Source organism: Methylobacterium mesophilicum, assembly GCF_022179445.1.
Taxonomy (GTDB): Bacteria; Pseudomonadota; Alphaproteobacteria; order Rhizobiales; family Beijerinckiaceae; genus Methylobacterium; species Methylobacterium mesophilicum.
This window is the reverse complement of the sequence record NZ_BPQU01000002.1, coordinates 308,624-332,855: the sequence shown is the minus strand read 5'-3', so window position 1 is coordinate 332,855 and position 24,232 is coordinate 308,624. Positions and strand designations below refer to the sequence as shown.

Genomic DNA, 24,232 nt, shown 5'->3' with positions numbered 1-24,232 from the left:
ATGCCCGACACGGCAACGCTCTGGGACCTGGTGACCGACGAGCGCATCGCGACCGGGGCGGTCGGCCGTGCGGTCGATGCCTATCTCGCGGAGCCCGCGACGCGGACGCACGCCTTGGGGCCGGATCACGTCCTGGATCTGGCCGCGGCCGTCGCGGCGCACGCCTTCGCGCCGGCCAAGACGGTCGTTATCGAGGCCGGCGCACCGCAGGGCCGTGCGGTCGGCCCTGTTCATGCGCGGCCCACGATCGCGATGACGCCCCCGACGGCGTCATCGCGATCGGACGATCCTACTCGTCGTCGTCGTCGTTGACCTCGACGAGGTCGGAGGTGTTGTCGTCGTCCTCGTCGACCACGAGGGTGTCGTCCTCGACCGTCTCGCCGTCGTCCTCGATGTCCAGGGCGTCGTCGCCCTCGGTATCGGTGTCCTTGTCGGCCTCTTCGGCCTCGACCTCGTCGAGGGACACGAGCTCGGGGCCCTCGGCCTCGTCCTCCTCTTCGACCGGCGCCTCCTTGCGGGCGACGACGGGAGGGGCCGCCCTGCCGAACGAGGTCGCGACCGCGGTCGGGACGACTTCGCCCGAGTAGGGGGAGACGACGGGATCCTTGTTGAGGTCGTAGAACTTCTTCCCCGTCGTCGGGCAGATCCGCTTTGTACCAAGGTCCGGACGCGCCACTGCAACTCTCCTTAAGAACGTGTTCGATGCCGGATCGCCGGCGTGGTTTCGACGGTGTGTAGCACAGGACGGCGCCCGGTGGCCCGCCTCGACCGAGACGGATCCCACAGGGCCGCCGCCGGGGCGGTGCCCGGCCCGACGCGCCCGCCCGGATGCCCGGGCCCGCGGTGCCGTACCGGTCCGTTGCCCCCAGCCCATGACAGATTGCGCCGCGGAATGCCCGCAGGTGACTGGCATCCGCGCGGCAAGGCTGGCATAGGGCACTTATGTCAGACGTACCACACCCCTACTCCATCGAGGTCTCCCCCATCGCCAAGCCGGAGGGCCATTTCCAATGGGCCATCCGCCGGAGCGGCAAGCTGATCGAGCGATCCGATCGTCCGCACCGCAGCGAGGCGAAGGCGTTCGAGAGCGCCATGGAGGCCATCGAGCGCGCCATGAAGCCGGGCGCCGACGGCGGCCGTCGCTGAACACATGATCCGGGCGGCGCGCCTCACGATCCCTGATCTGAGGCGCGCCGCACCGATTCGGTGACGATGCCGGCGGCCCGCTTTGCGGCGGGTTCAGCCAGCATGCCTGCGCTCGCCTGCCTTGTCAGGGGGCGGCCGGGCGGCGTGTGGGCGACGGCCGGAGAACCAACGGCGGCCCCGCTCGTTATTGAACATGCCGCAGCGGAAAGACCAGCCTGACTGCACCTGCGAGACCCTGCGGGAACGCCTCGCGTTCAACATCCTGTTGGACGAGTTCGCGATCGCCGCGTTGTCGGACGCGCTCGTGCTGCTGAACGCCACCGATGACGATCCGGGCGTCACCCAGATCGAGCACACGATCCGGACCCACCGCATCGCGATCCTGAAGCAGCGCGTCATCCTCGGCGCGGCGGGCATCGAACTCGAATGACGGCCGCGCCGCCTTTCGTCGTGCGGGCGAGGAAGCCCCACGGGACCGCGACATACAACTGCCCGACGCCGGAATGGGCGCTCAAGAAGCTGGGCGATTTTCGGGCCGCCGGCCACGACAACATCAGCATCACCGGGCCGGACGGGCAACCCCTCGACGAGGCGGATCTGCGCGCGCTGGTCGAGGGCCGGGACGGCCCGGTGCGCAGCGCCGGCCGCGTCACCGTCGATCTCAAATCCTGAGCCCCGCCTGACGCGGGCGCCGCCGGTCCGGTGGATTGGCCCGGTCAGCATTCCGGTAGGTTCACCGCGAGCCCGGCCAGGCTCGTCTCCTTGTATTTCGCGCTCATCTCCTCGCCGGTCTGCCGCATCGCCGCGATGCAATTGTCCAGCGGCATGAAATGCGAGCCGTCGCCGCGCAGAGCCAGCGAGGCCGCCGCCACCGCCTTGGTTGCGCCGATCCCGTTGCGCTCGATGCAGGGCACCTGCACCAGGCCGGCGACGGGATCGCAGGTCATCCCCAAGTGATGCTCCAGGGCGATCTCGGCGGCGTTCTCGACCTGGGCGGGCGTCCCGCCGAGCACGGCACAGAGGCCGGCCGCCGCCATGGCGCTGGCCGAGCCGACCTCCCCCTGGCAGCCGGCCTCCGCCCCGGAGATTGAAGCGTTGTGCTTGATCAGGCCGCCGATGGCGGCGGCTGTCAGGAGGAATTCCGGGATTCGGCCCGGATCGGCGCCGATGCAATGGTCGATGTAGTACCGGATAACCGCTGGGACGACGCCGGCGGCGCCGTTGGTCGGCGCGGTCACGACCTGGCCGCCGGCCGCGTTCTCCTCGTTGACCGCCATGGCGTAGACGCTCAGCCAATCCGCCATGACGTGCGGCTGGGCGGTGTTCGAGCCGTGCTCGCGGTTGAGCTGGTCCCGGATCCGCTTGGCCCGGCGCTTGACCCGCAGGCCGCCAGGCAATTCGCCCTCGCGGGCCAGGCCGCGCTCGACGCAGGCATTCATGGCCTGCCAGATCCGGGTGAGGCCGGCATCGACCTCCGCGTCGGGGCGGCCGACGGCCTCGTTCGCGCGTTTCATCGCGGCCACCGACAGGCCGCTGTCGCGGGCCATGCGCAGCATCGCGGCCGAGGTCTCGAACGGGTACGGCCACAGCCGCAGATCCGCGGCCGCGGTGGGCGGCGGCACCTCGGCCGCGCGCTGGGCCGCGGTGACGACGAAGCCGCCGCCGATCGAGTAGTAGGTCTCGGAGACGAGCGGCGCGTCCGCCGCGTCGAGGGCGGTAATCACCAGGCCGTTCGCGTGACCGGGCAGCGGCGGCCCGTAATCGAACACGATCGCGGTCGCCGGATCGAAGGCCAGGACCGGCAGGCCCGCCGGAGCGAGACGCTTCTCGACGCGCAGCGCCTCCAGCGCGCGTTCGGCCTCGTCCATGGGGATATCGGCCGGCCGGAAACCGAGGAGACCGAGTGCTACGGCGCGGTCGGTGGCGTGTCCCCGCCCCGTGAACGCCAGCGAGCCGTGCAGCGTCGCCCGGAGGGCGGCCGCCCCTGCGCCCGACTCGTGCCGGCGCAGGAGGTCCAAGAAGTCGGCGGCCGCCGTCATCGGCCCCATCGTGTGGGACGACGAGGGGCCGAGGCCCGGCTTGAACACGTCGAACACGCTCAGAAACATCGGTTTGCCTGTCCCGGCCGCAGGGACCCGTCATGGCCCGCGGCACCTTTTCTCTGAAAGCCAGCTTCGCGTCATAGGCGCAGCTGCCCGGTCGTGCGCGGCCTGCCTGCCGGAGCCGGCCTTCCCATGCGGCGATCGGGACCGTCCCGTATCGAGGCCCGCCAGCTCCGAATGGAAGAAACGCGCCAAGCGGCGATTACGGCCCGGATCCCGGCCAAGGCCCCCCGGGGGCGGGTATCAATGCCTCGCCTCGCGCCGGACCGATGTCGTTCCGGCGGCCACATGGAGGGAGGCCGGAGGGTCGGACAGGGAACCGGCCTCCGCCGGCAGGTGCTTGCCGGGCGGCGCGCGGCCGCGGCGCCGGCGTGCTACGCCCCGTCGGCGCCGCCCTCGACCGCGGCACGGTCCGGTTCCGGCGTCTTGGGTTCCGAGCTTCGTGCGGGCGCCTCTCGGCCTTCGTCCGGCGCCGCCTGCGGATGGCCGTTCGCACCGAGCCGCTTCCGGCCGGCGCGCGCGCTCGCATTCCGGTCCTCCGGAGAGGGGTGGGCGCTGCCGCTCTGATCCCGGGCCATCACGGACTCCTGACCTTAAGTCCAACCGCCGAGGCGGTCGGGGGTTCGGTGCCGGCGCCGCTGCGCTTTTTCGACGGCCGGAAACCGTTCCCGGTCCCGATGCGGCCGGGGCGTTGAGCCCCGGCGCGCGGCAGCTTCAGTAGCGGCAGACCCTCCGCGGGCCGAAGGGCGTCGGGCGGAAGAAGCAGCGGGGACCGTAGAAGCGCGGCCGGCGGTAGATCGGGCGGCAGCGGCCGTAGGGCCCGGGGGCGAAGCCGGGACCGCACCCGTAGGCGATCGCGGCGATCGGCGCGGTGCCGGTGATGGCGTCGGCGGCCGTCGGTGCCAGCGGCGCGGCGCCGGCCGACGCCAAGCCGAGACCGCCGGCGACGGCTGCAACCGCCGCGAGCATCTTCACGTGCATCATGATCAGACCCTCCGTGCAAACCTGCACCGGAACCGCCCGGCGCAAGGCGAGGGGAGATTGGTCCTGCGGCCTGAATAGCGGCTGACCTCCGCTTTGACAGCCCGGAAACATGAATGGGTCCGCAGGTCCGGGAGCGGATTACCGGCCGCCGGACTTGTCGCGCTCCGCTCCGAGGCTGGTGCCGCCCCGGGCCGCCCCCTCCGCCTCGGTACCGGCCCGATCCATCGGGCCGTCCTGGGGCTTGACCGTGCCGGTGGCTGTATCGAGCGGCGCGTCGGCCAGTCCCTCGCTGTTGGGCTTGCCGTGGGGCATCCGCTGCGCCTGCGTGTCGGCCGGCCCGTCAGCCATGCTGGGATCCTTTCGCGTCGGGCGATCCGGCCTTCGGGCCCTCGTCCGGGGATGCCTGGTCGGAGTCGGCGCCCGGCGGGACTGGTTGATGCCCGGCGGCCGCCCGCGCCCGGCGGTGGGCGTCGTATTCGGTCTCGGCGAGGTCTTGCGTGTTGGCCGTCGGTCCGTCGGGCATGCGGGACTCCCTTTCGGGGACAACCGCGTAAGACGCTTCCGGTATCCGCCCCCCTCGACCGCGGGGCCGTCGGGATGTCGGCGCGGCGTGCCCGACGTTCGGTCGCAGCGGGCCGGATGCGCGCGCAGGAACACCGCGACGACCGTGGTGTTGACGGCCAAATCTACAGGCGCGAGGCGCAGCGATGTCGGGAACCGCCAAGAAGACAGATCCGAAGCTGTGGGAGAGGGTCAAGCGCGCGGTCACCGAATCCGACAAGGGCGGCAAGCCCGGTCAATGGTCGGCCCGCAAGGCCCAGATGGCGACCGCGGAATACAAGAAGGAAGGCGGCGGCTACGCCGGCAAGAAGGCGTCCGACAACCACCTCACGCAATGGACCGAGGAGGAGTGGGGCACGAAGTCCGGCGCCGAGAGCGGCGAGACCGGTGAGCGCTACCTGCCCAAGAAGGCCCGCGAGAGCCTGACCGATGCGGAATACGCCGCCAGCACCGCCAAGAAGCGCGCCGACACGCGCAAGGGCAAGCAGTACTCGAAGCAACCCAAGGCGGCTGCCGAGAAGGCCGCGGCGGCGCGCGAGGCAGGACACGAAAGCACGACGAAGGCCGAGCTGATGCGCAATGCTAGGGCGCAGAACGTCCCCGGCCGCTCGCGGATGTCGAAGGCCGAGCTGGAGCACGCCGTCCAGGCCTGACCGGGGTCGCAAACATGAAGACGTCCCGGGATGTGATCCCGGGACGCTTCTCGACCAAGCAGCCAGTCTGATCGGGCTGGGGATGCTCAGGTCAAGCGGTTTCGGCGCCGCTTAGTACGAGCCGAACTTGTAGTTCAGGCCGGCGCGGACGACGGCGAACTCGTCGTCGCGGCGACCGATCGGGGTCACGTAGGCTGGTGCCAGGTTGGCGGCGTTGACGAGCAGGACACCCTGGTTGCGGGTGCCGCGGTCGAGGTTCACGTACAGGCCTTCGACCTTGAGCGTCACGGCGCTCGAACGGAAGAAGTTCAGGAACGAGTCGGTGGGGAGGGCATACTCGATGCCGCCGCCGACGGCGTAGCCGGTGCGGAAGCTGTCGTTGCCGGCGTAGCCGCCGAACGAGCGGTCGGCGCTGCCCGAGCCGTAGGCGAAGCCGCCGGTGCCGTACACGAGGGTGCGGTCGAAGGCGTAGCCGAGGCGGCCGCGCACGGTGCCGAAGTAGTCGAGGCTGGCCAGGCCGCGCGGGTCGTTGAGGATCAGGCCGGGCGCAATCGCACCGCCGCTGACGAAGGCGTTGTTCCGGTTGCGGCCGAAGTCGAGGTACTGAGCATCGGCCTCGATGCCGACGACCACGCCCGAGCCCGGGGTGAACTGATAGTTGTAGCCGACCTGGGCGCCGCCGGAGAAGCCGTCCTGGCTGCGGTTGCGGAAGGTGGCGACGGCGGCCGGCCCGCTGGTCAGGCCGACACCGCCCGGCACGACGAAGGTAGAGTTGTTGGAGCGGCTGCTGGCGTCGAACGCGTAGCCGGCGTTGATACCGAAGTAGGCGCCGGTCCAGGTGAACACGGGCACCGGGGTGAAGATCGGCGGCGGGGCGGCGCGACGCGGCAGGTCGGCGGCCGAGGCGGCGCCGGTCAGGAGGGCCGTGGCGGCGCTCGCGAGAAGAAGCTTCTTGATCATCGGGTCCTCTGTCTCCCGTTCAGCGGGATGTGTGCCCGGCAACAGAGACGGCAGGTCGGGGAAACGCGATAGTGCAGCGGTGCAACAGCGCTTCCAGGGTCCCGGGCCGGTGGTTGGGTCCGTGCGATTGAGCACATCCCGCGCCCAAGAATGCCCCTTTGAGACCGGAGATTTGTATCTCGACGTTTCCAGCAGCAAAAAACCCCGCCGCACGAGGCAGACGGGGCTCTAGTTTGCTCGAGAACATTCCCAGGACCAACCAGGAAGCTTCGCCCTCACTTAGATCCGAGTGGCCGGCGCCTCGCAAGCCCGTCCGGGACTATTGATGGCTGTTAAGATTAATTAACGACCCCCGCCGCCTGTGTAGGGGCTGTAAACCCTCGTTATATAACCGCCATCCCGCGAACGGTCTCCGTGGCCCGGGCATGCCCCGGCCCCGCGGCGTGATCCGTGGGTTGCGCTCGGACGCCATCCTGTGGTGACGCTCCCGGCATGGTGAACCCGAGATCATCCGCCGCCGCGCGGGGCGGTGCCAGAGACCGGGCGGTCGCGCCGCGTCCGCGAGCCTAGCGCGCCCATGTTCGGCTTCTCCTTGAGCTCCACCGAGCCCGACAGCATCGCCCACATCATCCAGGTCGCCCTGGCGCCGGCCTTCCTCCTGTCGGCCCTCGCGACCCTGCTGAACGTATTCTCCACCCGCCTCGGCCGGATCTCCGACAAGGTCGATGCCCTCTCGGGACAGATCGCCAAGGCGACCGATACGGAGGCCGCGCGCCTGTCCCGCAGGCTGACCTTCCTGCGGCGGCGCTCCTTCGTGCTCGATGTCGCCGTGGTCCTGGCCTCGCTCGGCGCTTGCCTGATCGGGATGGCGGTGCTGACGCTGTTCGTCGGAGCGATGCGCGACGCGGCGACCGCCTCGATCCTGTTCGCCTGCTTCGGCGCGGCGCTGGTCTGCACCGTCGCGGCGATCGGGGCATTCATGACCGAGATCCTGATGGCCGGTCACGGCGTGCGCGATGAAGTCGAGCACCAGCAGGACAAGGTCCCGGCCCAATCGTGACCGGCTCGCCTTTCGCATTGCACGGCAAAGGAACTTCGTCTTAATCTCGACGGCGCCTGATTCTACGCGTCCGCCGCGTCCGAGTGTTCCGCCATGAGCGTCGCTATTCTGGTTGCCCTCATCGCCGGTGCGTTGTGCCTCGGAATGCTGTCGTCCATCCTGCCGTTCGGGCGGCGGGACGAGGACGAGGAGCTGGCCTGCGAGAACGACTATTTCGATCTCGGCGGCCCGATGATCGACCTGGAGCCGCTGATCCCGTTGATCGAGGTGCCCGCCCTCGAGGCGAAGCGGTAAGCCCGGATCCCCGGGTGGGCCGCCGAAAGGCCGGCGGCCCCGAGGGGCGGGTCAGGCGGATTCGCCGTCCGAATCGTCCGCGTCCAGGATGGTCTCCAGGTCTCCCACCAGGGCGTCGAGCTGGTCGGCGGTGGCCTTCAGCTTCAGCTTGGTGCCGTCCTCGGCCTCGACCGCGATCTCGATATGGTCCCCGACCTGGGCGGCAAGGGCCTGCTTGATGGTGTAGGTGGTCACGTCAGCCGTGTCGGCCATGCCTGTCTCCGTGTTTGGCTGCGGGCAACGCGGATCGTCGGGCCTCGGTGCTGCGGCAGAAGCTCGCGTTGATGGCGCCGCACGAAGCCGGGCCGCGATCCCTAGCCGCGGGTTTGGCGACGCGTCGGTACCTTCCCCAAATCCGTCGGGTGAAGATTCGCCGCCGCTGCTTCTGCCGCCCGAGGGGGCGGCAGAAGCAGCGGCGGCCGTGGCCTCTCGACGATCACCGCCTCCAGCACCACCGGTCGGGCGGGCTTGGTCAGGGCGAGCGGCTTGCCGGCTCTCGACGCCAGGGTGCCGACGGCCCAGAGCGCCAGGCACGACAAGCCGACCAGCACGCCCGCCCATGACGGTTCCGACCGGACCATCAGGGCGGCGGCGCCCGTGAGGGCGGAAGCGGCCGCGAGCAGCCGGGGTGTGGGATCGCCGGACATCACGGCGCCAGCCTCACTGAGGCGGGCTGACGGCCGGTGAAGGGAATCACTCGAATGCGAGTCAATCCGCCAGGCTGGAGGGCGTCTGCCAGGCGGTGCCGGGATGCTCGCGGATGTCGCCGGCCCGGGAGCCGGTATCGGCGTCGCTGGTCCAGTCGCTGGGCTCGGTGAGGCCGGCGATCTCCGCCTCCGGGTAGGCCGCCGCCAGGAACAGGCGTGCCTCGCCCTCGGCCTCCGCCCGCACCGTCACGAGCGGCTTGTCCCCGTCCGCGTCGCGGATCTGGGCGATGAACAGCTTGGTCATGGGGCCTCCGCGTGGGGCGACGCGCCGTCGTTTCCGAGGGCGTCCGGCGCCAACGGGCCGGTGGCAGGATGGTTCAGGTCGGCGGCCCGATGGCGCCAAAATTCCCTTCCGCGGCACCTGTGGCCGTGGCGATACAGCTTGAGTGTGGAAAACCGGGTAATTCCTCAGTGGATAGGAACATTCGCTGGGGAAAGACCAGTTATGAAGACGCTTCTGGCCTCGTTGGCCGCCTTTACTGCCCTGACCGCCGCCGCCTCGGCCGCCGACCTGCCGCGTCGCGCCGCCCCGCCGCCGATCTTCACCCCGGTGCCCGTGTTCACCTGGACCGGCGCCTACTTCGGTATCAACGCCGGCTACGCCTTCGACGCCAGCAGCAACAGCGCTTCCAGCTTCGGCATCCCGGCCGCGTACGCCACCGGCGTCGCCACGGCGAACTTCAGCCAGCGGAACCAGGAAGGCTTCTCCGGCGGTGGCCAGGTCGGCTACAACTACCAGTTCACCCCAGGTTCGGGCGTGGTCATCGGCGTCGAGGCCGACGCCCAGTACCTCGACTTCGGCCGTGGCCGGAACAACGCCTTCGTGACCGGCGGCGCGCTGCGTCCGGGCTTCTACGTGACCGACCCGCGCGGCCTGTCGAGCCTCGACTTCTTCGGCACCGTCCGCGGTCGTCTCGGCTACGCCTTCGACCGGGTCCTGGTGTACGGCACCGGCGGCTTCGCCTACGGCTCGGGCAGCGCCGACCGTTCGTTCGGCGGCTTTGCCGGCAACGACAGCTTCCGCACCGGCTGGACCGTCGGCGGCGGCATGGAATACGCCCTGCCGGTCGACTCGTTCCTGAACTTCTTCCGCTCGTCGGCCGTGACGCTCAAGGTCGAAGGCCTGTACGTCAACCTCGACCGCAACACCCGCAACCAGGGTGCGTTCGTGATCAACGCCGCCAACAACGTCCCGGCCTTCTACAGCGCCATCGGCCGTCGCGACGACGAGTTCGCCGTGGTCCGCGCCGGCCTGAACTACAAGTTCGGCTCGTACTAAGACCAACGCCGCCCGGCCGATCGGGCCGGGCGGCGACTGAGCCTGCAAACGCTCCGGGTGCTTCCGCGCCCGGGGCGTTTGTCGTTGGATATGGCCGGAACGGCGCGGAAACACACCGGTTGAGGCTCCAACGCGCGATACCCGCTCGGAGCAACCCGACCTATGGCCTCGTTCACCCGCTACACCCCCGACCTGGAGACGCCGCAGCCCGACGAGGACGCGATCCACGCCGGCATGATTGCGCAATTCGCCAAGATCCAGGGCACGACGCTGAAGGATTACGGCCACGCGGTGCGCGGCGTGCACGCCAAGGCGCACGGCTTGCTCCTGGGCCGGCTCGACGTGCTGCCCGACCTGCCCGCCCCCCTTGCCCAGGGCGCCTTCGCGACGCCGGGGACCCACGATGTGGTCCTGCGGCTCTCGACCAATCCGGGCGACATCCTCGACGACAGCGTCTCGACCCCGCGGGGCCTCGCCCTCAAGGTCCTGGGCGTGGCCGGCGAGCGCCTGCCCGGATCGGAGGGCACGACGCAGGATTTCGTGATGGCCAACGCTCCGGCCTTCACGGCCAGGGACGGCGCTGCCTTCCTGAAGAGCCTCAAGCTCCTGGCCGCCACCACCGACACCCCGCAGGTGTTCAAGAAGGGGCTCTCGGCCCTGCTGCGCGGCGTCGAGACGGTGCTGGAGGGGCTGGGGACCCAGAGCCCGACGGTGATCGCGCTGGGCGGCCACCCCGAGACCCACATCCTCGGCGAGACCTTCTACAGCCAGGTGCCGCTGCGCTGGGGCGATTACGTCGCCAAAGTCTCGGTGGCGCCCGTCTCCCCGGAGCTGACCGCGCTCACCCATGCGCCGCTCGACGTCAACGGCAAGCCGAACGGCCTGCGCGAGGCGGTGGACGCCTATTTCGCCGCCCATGACGGCGTCTGGGAGGTGCGGGCGCAGCTCATGACCGACCCCGCGACGATGCCGGTGGAGGATGCCTCGGTGCCGTGGCCGGAGGCCGAGAGCCCCTACCGAACCGTGGCGCGGATCACGGTGCCGCGCCAGGCGGCCTGGAGCGAGGCCAAGGTCGCGGCCCTGGACGACGGCCTCGCCTTCAGCCCGTGGCACGGCCTGATGGCGCATCGGCCGCTCGGCTCGATCATGCGGGCGCGGCGGGCAGTCTACCCGGCCTCGTCGGGGTTCCGGGCCGCGCACAACGGCTGCCCGCTCCACGAGCCGGCCAGCGCCGCCGCCCTGCGGGTCTGAGCCCGGGGCCGGAGGCGGGGGCGCCCGGGAACAGCCTCGGCGCCGTCCCCGTTGTCTAGGTCATGCCGGCCCTGGCCGGTCCTTCGGGATGTGAGCGTTTCATGACCAGCCGTACCCTCAAGACCACGCTTCTCGCCCTCGCCATCGTCGCGGGCAGCGCCGGGATGGCGGCCGCCCAGAGCACGCCCAACGGCAACACCTCGACCTCCGGCTCGCCCGCCGGCAGCAACAGCACCGGGAACGGGGCCACGGGCAGCGGTGCGGCGCCCAGCGGAAAGTGACCCGGCCTCGCGCCGCGTGACCGGTCGATCCCGGAGCCCTGCGCTCCGGCGACCCTGCCGCCTTCAACCCCGCAGCCCGACCGGGCCCGCGGGGTTTTTCGTGCGCCGGCCCCGGTGGAGCGGAGCGCGCGTTGCGTGACGCCGCGTAAGACCATCCGCCTGCGGCGGCGGGAAGCCACCCGTCGGCTCCCGACGGAGATCGGTTCAAGTCCTCACGGCAGGGCCGTCGGGCCCGAATTCGGAATCCATGACACGAAGGCTGGCTTCACTTGCGCGATGGACTGACGTTCGATCACGCAGATGCCGGCGCTCTTGAGAATAATATTCTACGTAGTGCTATCAACGCGTTAATCCGGTATTCCAGCTGTGGAACCTTGACCTTTGATCTGCAAACCAGCACCTGACATCAGCACGTGGCCGGCTGCGCACGTGCATGTCGGGATGCACGACTCGGGTGATGCGGTCGAAATCAGTCCTGGAGATGGGCGGGGACGGGCCTGGTCTGCTTCAGGCCGCGGCCTGGCGTGAGGCCGTCGCGCCGTTCTGGGAGTTCGCCATCCGGCCGGAGGATGTCGCCGACTTCCGCGGACAGTCGCAGGTCCGGCACCTGGGCAATGCCATCCTGTGCCGGGCGGGTGCCTCCGGTTTGCGGTTCGAGCGCTCGCGCGCCCTGGTCGCCCGGATGGGCGTCGATCACATCCTGGCGCATGTCCGCGTCTCTGGCCGCTCCCGGATCGAAATCGAGGGCGGCGAGCAGGATTGCGGGCCCGGCGATATCTGCCTGTTCGACCTGTCCCGGCCCCTGGCCGCCAGCTCCACGGATTACCGCGCCCTGACGCTGGTTCTGCCGCGGCCGCTGTTCGGCGCGGGGGCGGTCGATCTCGACGCGCTGCACGGGACGGTCCTGCACGGCACCACGCCGTTCGGCCGGTTGCTCGCGGACCATCTCCGATCGCTCAGCGCCCATGCCGACGGGTTTTCGGAACACGAGTCCCGGGCCGCCGCGGAGGCGACCGCGACGCTGCTCGCCGCCGCCGTCCCGCGCCTGTCCGGGCGCGCGCGGGCCGACCGGGCGCCGGAGCGCGCGCCGCTCTTCCTCGTCATCCGGCGGGTGATCGAGGCCGAGCTGGACAACCCGGGCCTGACCGCCGAGGCGCTCTGCGGGCGGTTCGGCGTCTCACGCAGCGCCCTCTACCGCCTGTTCGCCCCGATGGGCGGCGTGGCCGGCTACATCCGCCAGCGCCGGCTCGACCGAGCCTACCGGGACCTCGCCCGCGCCGGGGACGGCCGCTTCGCGCGGATCTCGGAGGTCGCCTACCGGTGGCATTTCGAGAACCCCGCGCATTTCACGCAGGCCTTCCGGGACGCGTTCGGCTGCGCCCCCCGGGACGTCCGCGCCCAGGCCCGGATCCAGGCCGGCGCACCGCCCGCCCCGCTGCCGGCGCGCCGGGACTGGGCCGACTTCTACGACTGGATCCTGCGGCTGTCGGCGTGAGCCGCCTCGCCCCGCTCCTCCGGGTCGCGGGACGGCCGAACGCAGCTTCGATCGCGCCGGCCCTTGTGCGCCCGGGGCCGGATCGCCCATAACGGCCGCGATGAAGTCTCGGATTCGGCAGGGGCGCTCGGGGCGCGGCTGGTGGGCGATCGCCGCCCGCATGCTCGCGCTCGTCCTGACCCTCTGCCTGGCCGGACCGGGCGTCGGCCTCGCGGCGGATCTGGCGTTCCATGCGGGCGGCCATCACGACCGCATCGACGGACCATCGCTCGCGGAGGCCGGCACCAGCGTCGATCCCGGCGTGACCGAGCACCTCCATTGCGGCTGCCACCAGGTCGCGCCCCTGGAGACCGGAGCCCTGGCGCCGCCGGCGGTTCCCGTCCGGCCGGTCGCGGTCCGGACCTCCGGCGCCCTTTCCTCGATCGTGCCCGACCGCCTGCCCCGGCCCCCCCGCGCCTGAGCCGACGCCGCCGGTCTCGGCGCGCGTCCTGGCCGGCCTGCCCGCGCGGGCGTCCGGTTCGCCCTCACGCGTCATCTGAACGGGATTCCCCGAACGCCGCCGCGCGGCGCGCCGCGGTCCCGGCCGAGCAGGCTCCCATGCGTCTCCTCATTTCCCTTTTCCTTCTGGCCGCCGGCATCGTGGTCGGCGCCGCCGTTCCGGGCGTGTCCGGGTTCGTCCGGGACAGCCTCGCGGCGGTCGGCTTGACCCGGACCGCCGGTCATCCCGGGCCCGAGCCGGTCGGGCACGATCACGATCATGGCCCGACGCAGGCCGCCGTGCCCGAAGGGCGAGGCCACCAGGACGAAGGGCATCCGGACCACGCGCACGCCGAGGCGGGGGTGATCCGGATGCGGCCCGAGCAGGTGGCGGCGCAGGGCATCGCGGTCGCGCCGGTCACCGGCGGGACGCTGGCCCGCCACCTCCTCGTCCCCGGCACCATCACCCCCGACACCGACCGGATCGCCCGGGTCCCCGCCCGGGTGGTCGGGACCGTCGCGGAGATGCGCAAGCGCCTGGGCGACGCCGTCCAGAAGGACGAGGTCGTGGCCGTGCTCGACAGCCGGGAGGTCGCCGACGCCAAGAGCGAGTACCTGACCGCGCTCGTCCAGGTCGAACTCCAGACGATCAACTTCGAGCGTCAGCAGACGCTGCTGGCCTCGCGCTCGGCCTCGGAATCGGCGTTCCAGAGCGCCCGCGCGGCGTTCCTCGAGACCCGGCTGCGGGCCGACCTGGCGCGCCAGAAGCTGTCGGCGCTGGGGCTCGACGCCGCCGCGGTCGCGGCCGCGCAGAAGCGCGACGAGGCGACCCCGACGCTCTCGACCCTGCGCCGCTACGAACTGCGCGCGCCGTTCGCCGGGCGGGTGGTCGAACGGAAGGTCGATGTCGGCTCGGCGGTCGGCAAGGAGGGCGACCCGGCCGAGATCTACCTGGTGGCCGACCTCTCCACCGTCTGGATCGAATTGTCGGTGCCGACCCTCGACCTCGCCCGGGTGCAGGAGGGCGCCCGCGTGACCGTCACCCCGAGCCGGGAGGGCGGCGGCCGCCACCAGGAGGGCCGGGTGATCTTCGTGAGCCCGTTCCTCAACCCGGAGACCCGCTCGGCCCGGGTCGTGGTCGCCCTGCCCAATGCCGACCTGGCCTGGCGCCCCGGCACCTTCGTCACCGCCGAGATCGAGATCGACCGGGATCCCGTGCCGGTCCGGGTGCCCAAGGCGGCGCTCCAGACCGTGGCGGGGGCGCGCGTGGTCTTCGTCCGCACGCCCGAGGGCTTCGCCATGCGCCCGGTCGAACTCGGGCGCTCCGACGACGAATCCTACGCGGTCACGGCGGGGCTCGCAGCCGGCGCCGAGATCGCGGTCGGCAACACCTTCCTGCTGAAGGCCGAGCTCGGCAAGGCCGAAGCCGGCCACGACGATTGAGGCGCCGGACATGCTCAGCCGCATCCTCGACGTCGCGATCCGCCAGCGCTGGCTGGTCCTGCTCCTCGTGCTGCTGGCGGCGGGCTTCGGCGCCACGGCGCTGACCCGGCTGCCGATCGACGCGGTGCCCGACATCACCAACAATCAAGTGCAGATCAACACCCTGGCGCCGTCGCTGTCGCCGGTCGATGTCGAGCGCCAGGTGACCTACCCGGTCGAGACAGCGCTCGCCGGCATCAAGGGGCTCGAATACACCCGCTCGCTCTCGCGCAACGGCTTCTCGCAGGTCACCGCGATCTTCGACGAGCGGCTCGACATCTACTTCGCCCGCCAGCAGGTCGCCGAGCGCCTGTCGCAGGTGAAGGGCGACCTGCCGCCCGGCGCCGAGCCGCATATGGGCCCGATCTCCACGGGGCTGGGCGAGATCACCATGTGGTCGGTCCAGTACGCCAAGCCCGACGCGCGAACGGTCTCGCCCGGGGGGCGGCCGGGCTGGCAGCCGGACGGCAGCTACCTGACGCCGGAGGGCCAGAGTCTCGCCACCGAGCTGGAGCGGAACGCCTACCTGCGCACCGTCCAGGACTGGATCATCCGGCCCCAGATCCGCACCGTGCCGGGGGTGGCCGGGGTCGACGGCATCGGCGGCTACGAGAAGCAGTACCATGTCCAGCCGGACCCCACGAAGCTGACCGCCCTCGACCTGTCCTTCGCGGACGTGGTCCGGGCGCTCGAGGCCAACAACGCCAACCAGGGCGCCCGCTACCTCGAGGATAACGGCGAGGGCACCATCGTGCGCGCCGCCGGCCGCCTGGAGAGCATGGAGGCGATCGCCGACGTGGTGGTGGCCACACGGGGCGGCGTGCCGGTGCGGGTCCGGGACGTGGCAGCCCTGCGGTTCGGGCGCGAATTGCGCACCGGCTCGGGCAGCGTGGACGGCCGGGAGGCCGTGATCGGCACCGCCCTGATGCGGATCGGCGAGAACAGCCGCACGGTCGCGGCCGCGGTCGAGGCCCGCATGGCCCAGCTCCGGCGGACGCTGCCGCCCGGGATCGTGGTGCGGACGGTGCTCGACCGGACGGTCCTGGTCGAGGCCACGATCCGCACGGTGGCCCGGAACCTCGCCGAGGGCGCGGCCCTGGTGATCGCGATCCTGTTCCTGCTGCTGGGCAACATCCGGGCCGCCCTGGTCACCGCCCTGGTGATCCCGGTCGCCATGCTGATGACGGTGACCGGCATGGTCGAGGCAAAAATCTCGGCCAACCTGATGAGCCTCGGCGCCCTCGATTTCGGCCTGATCGTCGACGGCGCGGTGATCATCACCGAGAACGCGCTGCGCCACCTCGCCGAGCGCCAGCAGGGGCTCGGCCGCGGGCTCACCCTGGAGGAGCGCTTGGAGACGGTCCGGGCCTCGGCCGAGGAGATGATCCGGCCGTCGCTGTACGGGCAGGCGATCATCATCCTGGTCTACGGGCCGCTCCTGACCTTCACGGGGGTCGAGGGCAAGATGTTCGAGCCGATGGCTCTGACCGTGATCCTGGCGCTGGCCTGCGCGTTCGTCCTGTCGCTGACCTTCGTGCCGGCCATGATCGCCATCGTGATCACCGGCCGGGTCACCGAGGTCGACAATCCGCTGATCCGGGGCCTGAAGGCGGCTTACCGGCCGCTGCTCGCCGCAGCGATCCGGGCGCCGGCGCCGTTCCTGGCGGCGGCCCTGCTGCTGCTCGTGGGCGCCGGCCTGCTGGCGGCCCGGCTCGGCACCGAGTTCATCCCGCTGCTGGACGAGAAGAGCATCGCACTCAACGCCAGCCGGATCCCCTCGACCTCCCTGACCCAATCGCAGGCGATGCAGCTCAAGGTCGAGGAGGTCGTGGCGGGCTTCCCGCAGGTGGCCACCGTGTTCTCGAAGACCGGCACCGCCGAGATCGCCTCCGACCCGATGCCGCCGAGCGCCTCGGACACCTTCGTGATCCTGAAGCCGCAGGCGGAGTGGCCCGATCCCACGCTCACCAAGGCGGCCCTGCAGGCGCAGATCGAGGCGGCTTTGGGCGACCTCGCCGGCAACGTCTACGAGTTCTCCCAGCCGATCCAGCTGCGCTTCAACGAGCTGCTCGCCGGGACCCGGGGCGACCTCGCCGTCAAGGTGTTCGGCGACGCGTTCGAGCCGATGCTCAAGACCGCCAACCAGATCGCCGCGATCCTGCGCGGCATCGACGGGGCCGACGACGTGAAGGTCGAGCAGATCGCCGGGCTGCCGGTCTTCGAGATCGGGATCGACCGGACCGAGGCGGCGCGGCTGGGCCTCAGCACCGGAGCGATCCAGGAGGTGATCGGCGCCGCGATCGGCGGCCGGGAGGCCGGTTCCGTGTTCGAGGGCGACCGGCGCGTCCCGATCGTGGTGCGCCTGACCGACGCCGTCCGGGAGGACCGCGAGGCCCTGGAGAACCTGCCCGTCCCCCTCCCCCCGGGGCCGAACGGCAAGGTCGCCTCCGTCCTGCTGCGGCAGGTCGCCAGCTTCTCGGTGACCGAGGGGCCGAACCAGATCTCGCGGGAGAACGGCCAGCGGCGCGTCGTCGTCACCGCCAACGTGCGCGGCCGGGACATCGGCTCGCTGGTGGCCGAAGCGCAGGCGAAGGTCGCCGAGCAGATCGCGCTGCCGGCCGGCTCCTACGTGACCTGGGGCGGCCAGTTCGAGAACCTCGCCTCGGCCCGGCGGCGCCTGACCCTGGTGGTGCCGGTCTGCTTCGGCCTGATCTTCCTGCTGCTGACCTCGGCGCTCGGCAGCGCGCGCGACGCGCTCCTGGTGTTCTCCGCGGTGCCGCTGGCGCTCACCGGCGGGATCGCGGCCCTGTGGCTGCGGGGCATGCCGCTGTCGGTGCCGGCCGCGGTCGGGTTCATCGCGCTCTCGGGCGTCGCGGTGCTGAACGGCCTGGTGATGCTGAGCTTCATCAAGCAGCTCGTCGCCGAGGGCCGGCCCCTGCGGGCGGCGATCCTGGAGGGGGCCGTGACCCGCCTGCGGCCAGTGGCCATGACGGCGCTGGTCGCGTCGCTCGGCTTCGTCCCGATGGCGCTCGCCACCGGAACGGGCGCCGAGGTGCAGAGGCCGCTCGCCACCGTGGTGATCGGCGGCCTGATCAGCGCGACCCTGCTGACCCTGGTGGTCCTGCCGGCCCTCTACGCGCGCTTCGGAAGGGCCGCGGCCCCGTCCGGGGCCGAGCCTGGCAGGTCAGCCGCCGCCGGAAGGCCCCTGCCCTTGACCAGGCCGTAGACCGCCGGGATCACGATCAGGGTCAGGAGCGTCGATGAGGCCATGCCGCCGATCATCGGCACGGCGATCCGCTGCATCACCTCGGAGCCCGCCCCGGTGCTCCACAGGATCGGCAGGAGGCCGGCCATGATCGCCACGACGGTCATCATCTTGGGGCGGACCCGCTCCACCGCCCCGACCATGATGGCGGCGCGCAGGTCCGCGCGGGTGAGGGGCCGCCCGGCCCGGGCCGCCTCCCCGCGCCGCTCGGCGAGCGCCTGGTCGAGATAGACCAGCATCAGGATCCCGGTCTCGGCGGCGACGCCGGCCAGCGCGATGAAACCCACCGCCACGGCGACCGACAGGTGGAACCCCATGGCCCACATCAGCCAGACGCCGCCGACCAGCGCGAAGGGCAGCGACAGCAGCACGATCAGCGTCTCGGTCACCCGTCGGAACACGAGGTAGAGCAGCAGGACGATCACCAGCAGGGTCGCCGGGACGACGATCCGCAGCCTTGCCTCGGCCCGCTCCAGGGCCTCGAACTGGCCGCTCCACTGGAGCGTCACGCCCTCGGGCAGCGTCACCGCGCGGGCCACCACGTCCCGCGCCTCTTCGACGTAGCCGCCGAGGTCACGCCCGGCGATGTCGACGTACAGGTAGAGCGCGGGGCGCCCGTTCTCGCTCCGGATCGACGTCGGCCCGCGTACGAGCTGGATCGTCGCGACCGCCCCGAGCGGCACGGTCCCCCCGCCCGGGAGCGCCACCTGGACGTCATCGGCGATCGCCTGCGGGTCGGACCGGAGGGCACGCGGGTAGCGCACGCTGACGCCGTAGCGCTCGCGCCCCTCCACGGTGGTGGTGACGGTGGCGGCGCCGAGCGCGGTGGCCACCACGTCCTGGACGTCGCCGACGGTGAGCCCGTAGCGGCCGAGCGCCTCCCGGTCCGGGGTGATGTCGAGGAAGGTGCCGCCCACGACCCGCTCGGCATAGGCGCTCGTCGTGCCCGGGACCGTGCGGAGCACCGCCTCGACCGCCCGGGCGACCGGTTCCAGGGCGGCGAGATCGGGGCCGAACAGCTTGACGCCGACGGGGGTGCGGATGCCGGTGGCCAGCATGTCGATCCGGGCGCGGATCGGCTGGGTCCAGGCGTTGGACACGCCGGGAAACTGCAGCGCCTTGTCCATCTCGGCCCGCAGGCTCGCCAGCGTCACGCCGGGCCGCCACGCCTCCGGGGCCTTGAGCCGGATGATCGTCTCGAACATCTCGAGCGGCGCCGGATCGGTCGCGGTGCCGGCCCGGCCCGCCTTGCCGTAGACCGAGGCGACCTCCGGGAACGTCTTGATGATCCGGTCCTGGGTCGCCAGCAGCTCGGCCGCCTTGGTGACGGAGAGGCCCGGCAGGGTCGTGGGCATGTAGAGCAGCGTGCCCTCGTTGAGCTCGGGCATGAATTCCGAGCCGAGCTGGCGCGCCGGCCAGATCGTGGCGGCCAGCATCCCGAGCGCCAGGACGAGCGTCAGGATCCGGGCCCGCAGCACCGCGGCGATCAGCGGCCGGTAGATCCCGATCAGCAGCCGGTTCACCGGGTTGCGGTGCTCCGGGACGATCCGGCCGCGCACGAACAGGATCATCAGCGCCGGCACCAGGGTCACCGACAGCAGCGCGGCCGCCGCCATCGCGAAGGTCTTGGTGAAGGCGAGCGGCCCGAACAGCCGGCCTTCCTGGCTCTCCAGGCTGAAGATCGGCAGGAACGAGACCGTGATCACCAGGAGCGACAGGAACAGCGACGGCCCGACCTCGGCGGCGGCCCCGACCAGGATCTCGGCCCGGGGCCGGCCCGGCGGCGCGCGCTCCAGGTGCTTGTGGGCGTTCTCGATCATCACGATGGCGGCGTCGATCATCGCCCCGACCGCGATGGCGATGCCGCCCAGACTCATGATGTCGGCGCCAAGCCCGAGCGCCCGCATGGCGGAAAACGCCATCAGGATCCCCACCGGCAGCATCAGGATCGCCACCAGCGCGCTGCGCAGGTGCAGCAGGAACACGACGCAGACCAGCGCGACGATCGCGCATTCCTCGACCAGGGTGTGGGTCAGCGTCGCGATCGCCGCGTCGATGAGCTGCGACCGGTCGTAGACCGGCACGATCTCGGCGCCCGACGGCAGGCTCTTGCCGATCTCGGCCAGGCGATCCTTGACGCTCGCGATGACGGCGCGGGCGTTGGCGCCGAAGCGCTGCACCACGATGCCGCCCGCGACCTCGCCCTCGCCGTCGAGCTCGGCGATCCCGCGCCGCTCGTCGGGCCCGATCTCGACCCGGGCGACGTCGCGCACCCGCACCGGCGTGCCGGCGTCGGTCTTGAGCACGACGGCTCCGATGTCGGCGGTGCCCTTGAGGTAGCCCCGGCCGCGCACCACCACCTCGAACTCGGACAGCTCGACCGTTCGACCGCCGACATCGGCGTTGCTCGCCCGGATCGCGTCCCGCAGGCGGTTCAGGCTGATGCCCTGCGCCCGCAGGCGGTTCGGGTCGACCACCACGCTGTATTGCTTGACGAAGCCGCCCACCGGGGCGACTTCCGCCACCCCCTCCCCGCGCGAGGCCGCGAACCGGACCACCCAATCCTGCAGGGAGCGCAGTTCGGCCAGCGTCCGCTGCCGGGCCAGGATCACGTACTGGTAGACCCAGCCGATCCCGGTGGCGTCGGGCCCGAGCGTCGGGATCACCCCGGCGGGCAGGCGGCCGCCGGCGCCGTTGAGGACTTCGAGCACCCGCGAGCGTGCCCAGTACGGGTCGGTGCCGTCCGCGGAGATGACGGTGACGAACGAGACCCCGAACATCGAGACCCCGCGCACGACCTTGGCCCGCGGCACGGTCAGCATCGCGGTGGTCAGCGGGTAGGTGACTTGGTCCTCGACCACCTGCGGCGCCTGGCCGGGATACTCGGTGTAGACGATGGTCTGTACGTCCGAGAGGTCCGGGATGGCGTCGAGCGGCAGGGTGCGCAGGGCCTGGACGCCCGCCGCCACCGCGAAGGCGGTGGCGATCAGCACGAGCACGCGGTTGCGCGCCGACCAGGCGATCAGCCGGGCGATCATGGGTCGCCCTCCCCGTCGGCGGCCGGCGGGGCGGCGAGGCTTGCCAGCGCCGCCTTCAGGTTGCTCTCGGCGTCGATCAGGAAATTGGCCGCGGTGACGACCCGCTCGCCGGCCCGGAGGCCCGCGCGGATCTCGACGAAGCCGTCGCCGCGCCGCCCGATCTCGACCGCCCGGGGCGCGAACCTGCCCTCCCCGGCCTCGATCAGCACCGCCTGGCGCGATCCGGTCTCGAGCACGGCTTCTTCCGGCACCGCCACCACCGGCTCGGTGGCGCCCGTGGCGATCTCGACGTCCGCATACATGTCGGGCAGGAGCAGCCCGTCCGGGTTCGGCAATTCGATCCGGATGCGGGTCGCGCGGGTCTCCCGGTTCACCTGCGGGTAGATCACTCCGACCCGGCCGGTGGCGGTCCGGCCGGGCACCCGCACGGTTGCGGCCTGACCCACGCGGATGCCGGCGAGGTCGCGCTCCGGCACGTCTGCCAGCACCCAGACCTGCGACAGGTCGGCGATCCGGAACAGGGTGTCGCCGGCCGCGGCCTTCATGCCCTCCACGGCCCGCCGCTCGAGCACCAGCCCGTCGCGCGGCGAAACCCAGGTGATGGCGCGGGGCACCGTCCGGGTCCGCTCCATCTCGGCGATCACCGCCTCGGAGACGTTCAGGTTGCGGATGCGGCGCCGGGCGCCGTCGAAGCCCGGATTGGCGATGAGCTGCGCGGCGGCGGCGTTGATCTCCGGCGCGTAGACCGAGACCAGATTCTGGCCCTTCCGGACACGGTCGCCGGTGGTGACATCCTCGACATGGTCGACATAGGCGTCGGCCCGGGTCGCCACAACGGTGACCCGGCGCTCGTCGAGCGCCACCGTGCCCGGCACCCGGACCGGCCGGGACACGACCCGGCGCTCGACCACGGCGCTGCGCACGCCGGTGCGCTGGATCCGGCCCGGCGAGACCGTGATGGTGCTCGGATCCGGGTCGTCGCCGGCGTAGACCGGGATGTAGTCCATGCCCATCGAATCCGTTTTGGGTGTCGGCGAGGTGTCGGGCAGACCCATCGGGTTGCGGTAGTAGCGCACCGTTCGGCCGGGATCTTTTTTTGGCCCGTCGCCCTCCCCCGGCCCGGCCCGACCCGGAACGTCCTCGGCGGCGGGCCGGTCGAATCGTAGATCCTCGCTGGCCTGGACGGCCCGGAACAGGCGCCCGTCCTCGGTCATCATCGGCGACAGGGAGTAGACCGGCTTGCCGTCCGGATCCTGGTAATAGACCACCGGCCCCGTGGCGGCCTCCGGCGCGGCGGACGGCCCGGCGGCGAAGCCCACCCAGGCCCGCGCGAACAGCGGGATCGGATCGGGGCCGCCCACGCGCCCCGCCCCGTAGCCGGCGCCCCCCGCCGCCAGGGCGGCGAGGGTCCCGGCCAGCCAGGCCGCGCGGTTCACGGCACGGCCCGGAAGACGAGCTTGTCGCTCACGGTGCCGGTCTCGCCCTGGACCTTGGCCCCCAGCGACAACCGCCAGCCCCCCGCCATGGTGAGCTTGGTCCTGAACCGGTAGAGGCCCGGCTCCGTGGACGGGAGCTGCGCGAGGGTCGAGGTCATCTCGTCCATGCTGTCGGGGGCCATGTCGATGCGCTTGGCGAAGATCACCGCGTCGGTGACCGGCTGGCCGCTGCGCGTGTCGACCAAGCGGACCGTCAGGACGGCGTCGCCGACCTTGGCCTCCTGCGTGACGAGTTCGAACCGGTAATCCGCCGGTGCGGCCCGGGCCGGGGCACACAGAGCGGTGCCGACGAGCGCGGCCTTGCAGGCGCGCGCCAGGGATTGGGCAAGGAATTGAAAGGTCACACAGAATCTCCTGAACACGATGTCCGGCCGCACGGGCGTGCAGCCTCACGCGGGCGTCATGGCCCGCGGCATCGGGGTCAGGCTCGGGGCGGCTCTGGCGGCGGTGTCCCGGTCACGCTGGCGAACCGCGCCGCCTTCCGGGCAAACAGAGGCGCCCCGGTGGCGAAGGGCACCGGCAGGCCGATCCCGAACGGCGGCAAGGAGGCGAGGCCGGCAAGGCACAGGGCCATCAGCGGACAGCCCTTGAGGCAGCCCTCGGACCCGTCCCCGGGCTGCTGGTCCGACGGGGCCGCGGCCTCGGGCGGGCAGCAGGGCATGGCGTCCATGGCGGCTCCCGCCATGTCGTCCATCGGCGCCATGTCCATCGGCGCCATCGCGTGGCCGTGCTCATGCGGCGCGGACCGCTCCGCTTGAGCCGTCGTCGGCGCATGCATGCCGGCGACCGCCGCGGGGGCGGCGACCGGAAGCAGGGCGAGGCTGAGAACCGCCAGGAGCGGGAGCAGCCGCCGAAGGGCCAGCCAGAGGATCACGGTGTCAGGATGCCAGCTTTCGGGTCAGGGCGGAAGCGCCTCATCGTTCGCCGGCGATCCGCTGCGGGTCCGCGCGGGTCGAGCGCGCGGTCTCAGCGGTGCCGGCGGGTGATCAGCCGCGCCAGCCGCGGCCGCAGGGGCAGGAACAGCCGGTAGGCCGCCTCCGCCACGGGCAGGATGGGACGCAGCCCGAAGACGCGCAGCTCGACGAGGCGGCCGAGCCAGCGCCAGTTCGGCAGGACGCGCCACAGCCGCGCGAACGCCGCCGCCCCCGACACGAGCCGGCCGTCCGCTCCGCGCACGTGGAAGCGCCGCAGGGCGTCGCCCCGGTCGAGATCCGGCCCGAGGCCGACCGTCGGCGCGTCGCGCCCGACATCGACGAAGGCGATCCGCTCGGCCCCGCGGCAGGCGCGGTAATGGCCGATCTCGGCCCGGCATAGCGGGCAGCCGCCATCGTAGTAGACGGTCAGGTCGGAGTTCATCGGATCAGCGCTCATGGTTTTCCGGGCGACGCGCGCCCCGTGCCCGCCTTACGAAAGCTGCGGCCGGGTTTCGGTGCAAGCCGTCAGCCAACGCGGGAGCCGCGCAATCGCCCCGCAGGCGGAGGCCGTCTCAGGGTCGCAGATCATTCGGCTCTGGCCCTGGACGACCGGGCGGATGCCGAGAGCGGGCCGAAAATCTTGTCGGGACGCAAGGTCCTGCGCGACAGGTGGTGGGCCCGGCAGGACTCGAACCTGCAACCAGACCGTTATGAGCGGTCGGCTCTAACCATTGAGCTACAGGCCCTG

28 protein-coding genes and 1 tRNA gene are annotated in these 24,232 nt (G+C 71.6%); 14 read left to right on the top strand and 15 right to left on the bottom strand.

The features are described from left to right. Positions 1–312, top strand: coding sequence for a hypothetical protein (locus MFF40_RS04195; protein WP_147854609.1), 312 nt, complete (start codon positions 1–3; stop codon positions 310–312). On the opposite strand, the gene MFF40_RS04190 is transcribed toward MFF40_RS04195, so the two are convergent. Continuing rightward, positions 290–676, bottom strand: coding sequence for a TIGR02300 family protein (locus MFF40_RS04190; RefSeq protein WP_147854610.1), 387 nt, complete (start codon positions 674–676; stop codon positions 290–292). The genes MFF40_RS04195 and MFF40_RS04190 overlap by 23 nt on opposite strands. 266 nt (positions 677–942) lie before the next feature. On the opposite strand from MFF40_RS04190, the gene MFF40_RS04185 reads away from it, so the two are divergent. From MFF40_RS04185 to MFF40_RS04175, 3 genes are all read left to right on the top strand, one after another. Continuing rightward, positions 943–1,146, top strand: coding sequence for a hypothetical protein (locus MFF40_RS04185; protein WP_058192874.1), 204 nt, complete (start codon positions 943–945; stop codon positions 1,144–1,146). 193 nt (positions 1,147–1,339) lie between these two features. Continuing rightward, complete coding sequence (locus MFF40_RS04180) at positions 1,340–1,576, top strand: hypothetical protein (protein WP_147857153.1); 237 nt, start codon at positions 1,340–1,342, stop codon at positions 1,574–1,576. A gap of 20 nt (positions 1,577–1,596) precedes the next feature. After that, entirely contained in the window at positions 1,597–1,818 is a 222-nt protein-coding gene (locus tag MFF40_RS04175; protein WP_238259749.1) for a hypothetical protein, read from the top strand. A gap of 44 nt (positions 1,819–1,862) precedes the next feature. On the opposite strand, the gene MFF40_RS04170 is transcribed toward MFF40_RS04175, so the two are convergent. The 4 genes from MFF40_RS04170 to MFF40_RS04155 form a co-directional block, all read right to left on the bottom strand. Then, the gene (locus tag MFF40_RS04170; protein ID WP_147898172.1) at positions 1,863–3,254 is read right to left on the bottom strand and encodes an L-serine ammonia-lyase; all 1,392 of its coding nucleotides are present in this window, start codon (positions 3,252–3,254) and stop codon (positions 1,863–1,865) included. A 708-nt stretch (positions 3,255–3,962) separates the two neighbouring features. Continuing rightward, positions 3,963–4,232 carry a GCG_CRPN prefix-to-repeats domain-containing protein gene (locus MFF40_RS04165; RefSeq protein WP_147898174.1) on the bottom strand — a complete coding sequence of 90 codons (270 nt, stop codon included), beginning with the start codon at positions 4,230–4,232 and terminating at the stop codon, positions 3,963–3,965. Between the two features lie 138 nt (positions 4,233–4,370). Beyond that, positions 4,371–4,580: a hypothetical protein gene (locus MFF40_RS04160; RefSeq protein ID WP_147898175.1), complete on the bottom strand. Its 210-nt coding sequence runs from the start codon at positions 4,578–4,580 to the stop codon at positions 4,371–4,373. Then, positions 4,573–4,755 (bottom strand): hypothetical protein, encoded by a 183-nt coding sequence (locus MFF40_RS04155; protein ID WP_147853654.1) that lies wholly within the window; start codon positions 4,753–4,755, stop codon positions 4,573–4,575. Before MFF40_RS04155 ends, MFF40_RS04160 begins: the two co-directional genes overlap by 8 nt. A 184-nt stretch (positions 4,756–4,939) precedes the next feature. Here MFF40_RS04155 and MFF40_RS04150 point away from each other — a divergent pair, with 184 nt between their 5' ends. After that, on the top strand, positions 4,940–5,446 hold the full coding sequence (locus MFF40_RS04150; RefSeq protein ID WP_147853655.1) for a hypothetical protein: 507 nt from the start codon (positions 4,940–4,942) through the stop codon (positions 5,444–5,446). 111 nt (positions 5,447–5,557) lie between these two features. Here the strand turns inward: MFF40_RS04150 and MFF40_RS04145 are convergent, their stop codons facing one another. Next, on the bottom strand, positions 5,558–6,406 hold the full coding sequence (locus tag MFF40_RS04145) for an outer membrane protein (RefSeq protein ID WP_238259748.1): 849 nt from the start codon (positions 6,404–6,406) through the stop codon (positions 5,558–5,560). A 577-nt stretch (positions 6,407–6,983) separates the two neighbouring features. Here MFF40_RS04145 and MFF40_RS04140 point away from each other — a divergent pair. Next, positions 6,984–7,466 (top strand): DUF2721 domain-containing protein, encoded by a 483-nt coding sequence (locus tag MFF40_RS04140; protein WP_147856360.1) that lies wholly within the window; start codon positions 6,984–6,986, stop codon positions 7,464–7,466. A gap of 93 nt (positions 7,467–7,559) precedes the next feature. Then, positions 7,560–7,760: a hypothetical protein gene (locus MFF40_RS04135; RefSeq protein WP_147856359.1), complete on the top strand. Its 201-nt coding sequence runs from the start codon at positions 7,560–7,562 to the stop codon at positions 7,758–7,760. 51 nt (positions 7,761–7,811) lie between these two features. Here MFF40_RS04135 and MFF40_RS04130 read toward each other — a convergent pair whose 3' ends face one another. The 3 genes from MFF40_RS04130 to MFF40_RS04120 form a co-directional block, all read right to left on the bottom strand. After that, entirely contained in the window at positions 7,812–8,012 is a 201-nt protein-coding gene (locus MFF40_RS04130) for a hypothetical protein (protein WP_147856358.1), read from the bottom strand. A 101-nt stretch (positions 8,013–8,113) separates the two neighbouring features. Continuing rightward, complete coding sequence (locus tag MFF40_RS04125; RefSeq protein ID WP_147856357.1) at positions 8,114–8,446, bottom strand: energy transducer TonB; 333 nt, start codon at positions 8,444–8,446, stop codon at positions 8,114–8,116. A gap of 61 nt (positions 8,447–8,507) precedes the next feature. Then, positions 8,508–8,750 (bottom strand): hypothetical protein, encoded by a 243-nt coding sequence (locus tag MFF40_RS04120; protein ID WP_147856356.1) that lies wholly within the window; start codon positions 8,748–8,750, stop codon positions 8,508–8,510. Positions 8,751–8,951: 201 nt separating this feature from the next. Here MFF40_RS04120 and MFF40_RS04115 point away from each other — a divergent pair, with 201 nt between their 5' ends. The 7 genes from MFF40_RS04115 (at position 8,952) to MFF40_RS04085 (ending at position 17,997) form a co-directional block, all read left to right on the top strand. Next, positions 8,952–9,785 carry an outer membrane protein gene (locus MFF40_RS04115; protein WP_147856355.1) on the top strand — a complete coding sequence of 278 codons (834 nt, stop codon included), beginning with the start codon at positions 8,952–8,954 and terminating at the stop codon, positions 9,783–9,785. A 162-nt stretch (positions 9,786–9,947) separates the two neighbouring features. After that, on the top strand, positions 9,948–11,036 hold the full coding sequence (locus MFF40_RS04110; RefSeq protein ID WP_147898865.1) for a catalase family protein: 1,089 nt from the start codon (positions 9,948–9,950) through the stop codon (positions 11,034–11,036). A gap of 101 nt (positions 11,037–11,137) precedes the next feature. Beyond that, positions 11,138–11,317 (top strand): hypothetical protein, encoded by a 180-nt coding sequence (locus tag MFF40_RS04105; protein WP_238259747.1) that lies wholly within the window; start codon positions 11,138–11,140, stop codon positions 11,315–11,317. 457 nt (positions 11,318–11,774) lie between these two features. Beyond that, on the top strand, positions 11,775–12,812 hold the full coding sequence (locus MFF40_RS04100) for an AraC-like ligand-binding domain-containing protein (RefSeq protein WP_147898863.1): 1,038 nt from the start codon (positions 11,775–11,777) through the stop codon (positions 12,810–12,812). Positions 12,813–12,912: 100 nt separating this feature from the next. Continuing rightward, the gene (locus tag MFF40_RS04095) at positions 12,913–13,272 is read left to right on the top strand and encodes a hypothetical protein (protein WP_147898862.1); all 360 of its coding nucleotides are present in this window, start codon (positions 12,913–12,915) and stop codon (positions 13,270–13,272) included. 137 nt (positions 13,273–13,409) lie between these two features. Next, entirely contained in the window at positions 13,410–14,732 is a 1,323-nt protein-coding gene (locus tag MFF40_RS04090; protein ID WP_147898861.1) for an efflux RND transporter periplasmic adaptor subunit, read from the top strand. 10 nt (positions 14,733–14,742) lie between these two features. Then, complete coding sequence (locus MFF40_RS04085; protein ID WP_147898860.1) at positions 14,743–17,997, top strand: efflux RND transporter permease subunit; 3,255 nt, start codon at positions 14,743–14,745, stop codon at positions 17,995–17,997. Here the strand turns inward: MFF40_RS04085 and MFF40_RS04080 are convergent. The 6 genes from MFF40_RS04080 to MFF40_RS04055 all read right to left on the bottom strand — a co-directional run bounded on the left by MFF40_RS04080 (position 17,904) and on the right by MFF40_RS04055 (position 24,230). Continuing rightward, complete coding sequence (locus MFF40_RS04080; RefSeq protein ID WP_238259746.1) at positions 17,904–21,074, bottom strand: efflux RND transporter permease subunit; 3,171 nt, start codon at positions 21,072–21,074, stop codon at positions 17,904–17,906. The two genes, MFF40_RS04085 and MFF40_RS04080, sit on opposite strands and share 94 nt — an antisense overlap. Continuing rightward, positions 21,071–22,510 carry an efflux RND transporter periplasmic adaptor subunit gene (locus MFF40_RS04075; RefSeq protein ID WP_238259745.1) on the bottom strand — a complete coding sequence of 480 codons (1,440 nt, stop codon included), beginning with the start codon at positions 22,508–22,510 and terminating at the stop codon, positions 21,071–21,073. Before MFF40_RS04075 ends, MFF40_RS04080 begins: the two co-directional genes overlap by 4 nt. After that, positions 22,507–22,914: a FixH family protein gene (locus tag MFF40_RS04070; RefSeq protein ID WP_238259744.1), complete on the bottom strand. Its 408-nt coding sequence runs from the start codon at positions 22,912–22,914 to the stop codon at positions 22,507–22,509. Before MFF40_RS04070 ends, MFF40_RS04075 begins: the two co-directional genes overlap by 4 nt. Before the next feature lie 77 nt (positions 22,915–22,991). After that, positions 22,992–23,444: a hypothetical protein gene (locus tag MFF40_RS04065; RefSeq protein ID WP_238259743.1), complete on the bottom strand. Its 453-nt coding sequence runs from the start codon at positions 23,442–23,444 to the stop codon at positions 22,992–22,994. Between the two features lie 92 nt (positions 23,445–23,536). Beyond that, positions 23,537–23,941: a thiol-disulfide oxidoreductase DCC family protein gene (locus tag MFF40_RS04060; protein ID WP_238259742.1), complete on the bottom strand. Its 405-nt coding sequence runs from the start codon at positions 23,939–23,941 to the stop codon at positions 23,537–23,539. 213 nt (positions 23,942–24,154) lie between these two features. Continuing rightward, positions 24,155–24,230, bottom strand: a tRNA-Ile gene (locus tag MFF40_RS04055). Between the last annotated feature and the right edge of the window lie 2 nt (positions 24,231–24,232).

Bases quoted from the DNA above. Each gene is read 5' to 3' on its own strand.
- MFF40_RS04095 (WP_147898862.1), top strand. From the start codon at position 12,913: ATGAAGTCTCGGATTCGGCAGGGGCGCTCGGGGCGCGGCTGGTGGGCG.
- MFF40_RS04165 (WP_147898174.1), bottom strand. From the start codon at position 4,232: ATGATGCACGTGAAGATGCTCGCGGCGGTTGCAGCCGTCGCCGGCGGT.
- MFF40_RS04120 (WP_147856356.1), bottom strand. From the start codon at position 8,750: ATGACCAAGCTGTTCATCGCCCAGATCCGCGACGCGGACGGGGACAAG.
- MFF40_RS04100 (WP_147898863.1), top strand. From the start codon at position 11,775: ATGCGGTCGAAATCAGTCCTGGAGATGGGCGGGGACGGGCCTGGTCTG.
- MFF40_RS04110 (WP_147898865.1), top strand. From the start codon at position 9,948: ATGGCCTCGTTCACCCGCTACACCCCCGACCTGGAGACGCCGCAGCCC.
- MFF40_RS04140 (WP_147856360.1), top strand. From the start codon at position 6,984: ATGTTCGGCTTCTCCTTGAGCTCCACCGAGCCCGACAGCATCGCCCAC.
- MFF40_RS04085 (WP_147898860.1), top strand. From the start codon at position 14,743: ATGCTCAGCCGCATCCTCGACGTCGCGATCCGCCAGCGCTGGCTGGTC.
- MFF40_RS04135 (WP_147856359.1), top strand. From the start codon at position 7,560: ATGAGCGTCGCTATTCTGGTTGCCCTCATCGCCGGTGCGTTGTGCCTC.
- MFF40_RS04170 (WP_147898172.1), bottom strand. From the start codon at position 3,254: ATGTTTCTGAGCGTGTTCGACGTGTTCAAGCCGGGCCTCGGCCCCTCG.
- MFF40_RS04180 (WP_147857153.1), top strand. From the start codon at position 1,340: ATGCCGCAGCGGAAAGACCAGCCTGACTGCACCTGCGAGACCCTGCGG.
- MFF40_RS04185 (WP_058192874.1), top strand. From the start codon at position 943: ATGTCAGACGTACCACACCCCTACTCCATCGAGGTCTCCCCCATCGCC.
- MFF40_RS04150 (WP_147853655.1), top strand. From the start codon at position 4,940: ATGTCGGGAACCGCCAAGAAGACAGATCCGAAGCTGTGGGAGAGGGTC.
- MFF40_RS04160 (WP_147898175.1), bottom strand. From the start codon at position 4,580: ATGGCTGACGGGCCGGCCGACACGCAGGCGCAGCGGATGCCCCACGGC.
- MFF40_RS04105 (WP_238259747.1), top strand. From the start codon at position 11,138: ATGACCAGCCGTACCCTCAAGACCACGCTTCTCGCCCTCGCCATCGTC.
- MFF40_RS04090 (WP_147898861.1), top strand. From the start codon at position 13,410: ATGCGTCTCCTCATTTCCCTTTTCCTTCTGGCCGCCGGCATCGTGGTC.
- MFF40_RS04115 (WP_147856355.1), top strand. From the start codon at position 8,952: ATGAAGACGCTTCTGGCCTCGTTGGCCGCCTTTACTGCCCTGACCGCC.
- MFF40_RS04130 (WP_147856358.1), bottom strand. From the start codon at position 8,012: ATGGCCGACACGGCTGACGTGACCACCTACACCATCAAGCAGGCCCTT.
- MFF40_RS04080 (WP_238259746.1), bottom strand. From the start codon at position 21,074: ATGATCGCCCGGCTGATCGCCTGGTCGGCGCGCAACCGCGTGCTCGTG.
- MFF40_RS04145 (WP_238259748.1), bottom strand. From the start codon at position 6,406: ATGATCAAGAAGCTTCTTCTCGCGAGCGCCGCCACGGCCCTCCTGACC.
- MFF40_RS04125 (WP_147856357.1), bottom strand. From the start codon at position 8,446: ATGTCCGGCGATCCCACACCCCGGCTGCTCGCGGCCGCTTCCGCCCTC.
- MFF40_RS04195 (WP_147854609.1), top strand. From the start codon at position 1: ATGCCCGACACGGCAACGCTCTGGGACCTGGTGACCGACGAGCGCATC.
- MFF40_RS04060 (WP_238259742.1), bottom strand. From the start codon at position 23,941: ATGAGCGCTGATCCGATGAACTCCGACCTGACCGTCTACTACGATGGC.
- MFF40_RS04155 (WP_147853654.1), bottom strand. From the start codon at position 4,755: ATGCCCGACGGACCGACGGCCAACACGCAAGACCTCGCCGAGACCGAA.